The 1,779-nt window shown below is 71.3% G+C and carries 2 protein-coding genes; both read right to left on the reverse strand.

Annotated features, from left to right (window positions below; translation table 11 throughout):
- Positions 1–21 precede the first annotated feature (21 nt).
- Positions 22–990, reverse strand: a complete 969-nt coding sequence (locus tag ABH940_RS36915) for an electron transfer flavoprotein subunit alpha/FixB family protein (RefSeq protein WP_370107287.1) — start codon at positions 988–990, stop codon at positions 22–24.
- Positions 991–1,082: 92 nt separating this feature from the next.
- Positions 1,083–1,779: electron transfer flavoprotein subunit beta (locus tag ABH940_RS36920; protein ID WP_370107288.1), on the reverse strand; the 697-nt coding region annotated here is incomplete at its 5' end.

Below are 1,779 nucleotides of genomic sequence, written 5' to 3' on the forward strand. Positions count from 1 at the left end.
ACCGTGGGGGCTTGTTGGGGGTCAGCCCTTGCGGGTCTTGATCTCGTCGGTGAGCTGGGGCAGGACCTGGAAGAGGTCGCCGACGACGCCGTAGTCGGCGAGTTCGAAGATCGGGGCCTCGGGGTCCTTGTTGACCGCGACGATGGTCTTGGAGGTCTGCATGCCCGCGCGGTGCTGGATGGCGCCGGAGATGCCGTTGGCGATGTACAGCTGCGGGGAGACCTGCTTGCCGGTCTGGCCGACCTGGTTGGAGTGCGGGTACCAGCCCGCGTCGACCGCGGCGCGGGAGGCGCCGACGGCCGCGCCGAGGGAGTCGGCCAGGGCCTCGACGACGCCGAAGCCCTCGGCCGCGCCGACGCCGCGGCCGCCGGAGACCACGATCGCGGCCTCGGTCAGCTCGGGGCGGCCGGAGGAGACCCGCGGGGTGCGGGAGGTGACCTTGGTGCCGGTCGCAGCCTCGGTGAACGCGACGGTGACGGTCTCGACCGCGCCGGCGGCCGCAGCCTGCTCGGGGGCGGTGGCGTTCGGCTTGACCGTGATCACCGGGGTGCCGTGCGAGACGCGGGACTGCACGGTGAACGAGGCGGCGAACGCGGACTGGGTGGCCACCGGGCTCTGGTCGCCCGCGGCCAGGTCGACGGCGTCGGTGATCACGCCGGAGCCCAGGCGCAGTGCCAGGCGGGCGGCGATCTCCTTGCCCTCGCCGGAGGAGGTGACCAGCACCGCCGCCGGGTTCACGGACGCGGCGATCTGCTGCAGCGCGTCGACCTTCGGCACCACGAGGTAGTCGGCGAACTCGCCGGCGTCGGCGGTGACCACGCGCTCCGCGCCGTACTCGCCCGCCTTCGCCGCCACCGCGGCGGCGGCGTCGCCCGCACCCAGCACCACCGCGACCGGGGTGCCGATACGACGCGCCAGGGTCAGCAGCTCCAGCGCGGGCTTACGCACCGCACCGTCCACATGGTCCACCAGGACCAGAATCTCAGCCATGATTCATTGCTCCAGAACGAAGAAGAAGAGGGGTGACAGCCGCGCTGTCGGGCTGCCGGACAGTGGGACCAGCAGCCGGACCAGCAGTCGGACTAGATGAACTTCTGCGACGCCAGGTACTCGGCGAGCTGCTTGCCGCCGTCGCCCTCGTCCTTGACGATCGTCCCCTTCGTGCGGGCCGGGCGCGCCGTCGCGGTGTCGACGGCGGTCCACGCGCCGGCGAGGCCGACCTGCTCGGCGTCCAGGCCGAGGTCGTCCAGGTCCAGCTCCTGCACCGGCTTCTTCTTCGCGGCCATGATGCCCTTGAACGACGGGTACCGGGCCTCACCCGACTGGTCCGTCACGCTGACCACCGCCGGGAGGGAGGCCTCGACCAGCTCGGTGGCCGCGTCACCGTCACGACGACCCGACACCGTGCCACCGGACACCGCGACCTCGGACAGCAGCGTCACCTGCGGCACACCAAGCCGCTCCGCCAACAGCGCCGGCAGCACCGCCATCGTCCCGTCCGTCGACGCCATCCCGCACACGACCAGGTCGAAACCGGTCTGCTCCACGGCCTTCGCCAGCACCAGCGAGGTCGCCATCACGTCCGAACCGTGAATATCCTCGTCATTGACGTGCACGGCCTTGTCCGCACCCATCGACAACGCCTTACGCAGCGCGTCCTTCGCGTCGTCACCACCCACGGTCACCACGGTCACCTCGGCGTCACCCGACGCCTCCTTGATCCGCAGCGCCTGCTCCACGCCGTACTCGTCCAGCTCGGACAACAGGCCGTCCACACCG

Origin of the sequence: Streptacidiphilus sp. BW17 (assembly GCF_041262485.1) — a bacterium.
GTDB lineage: Bacteria > Actinomycetota > Actinomycetes > Streptomycetales > Streptomycetaceae > Streptacidiphilus.

Excerpts from the sequence above, each read along its gene's own strand:
- ABH940_RS36915 (WP_370107287.1), bottom strand. The coding sequence starts at position 990 with ATGGCTGAGATTCTGGTCCTGGTGGACCATGTGGACGGTGCGGTGCGT.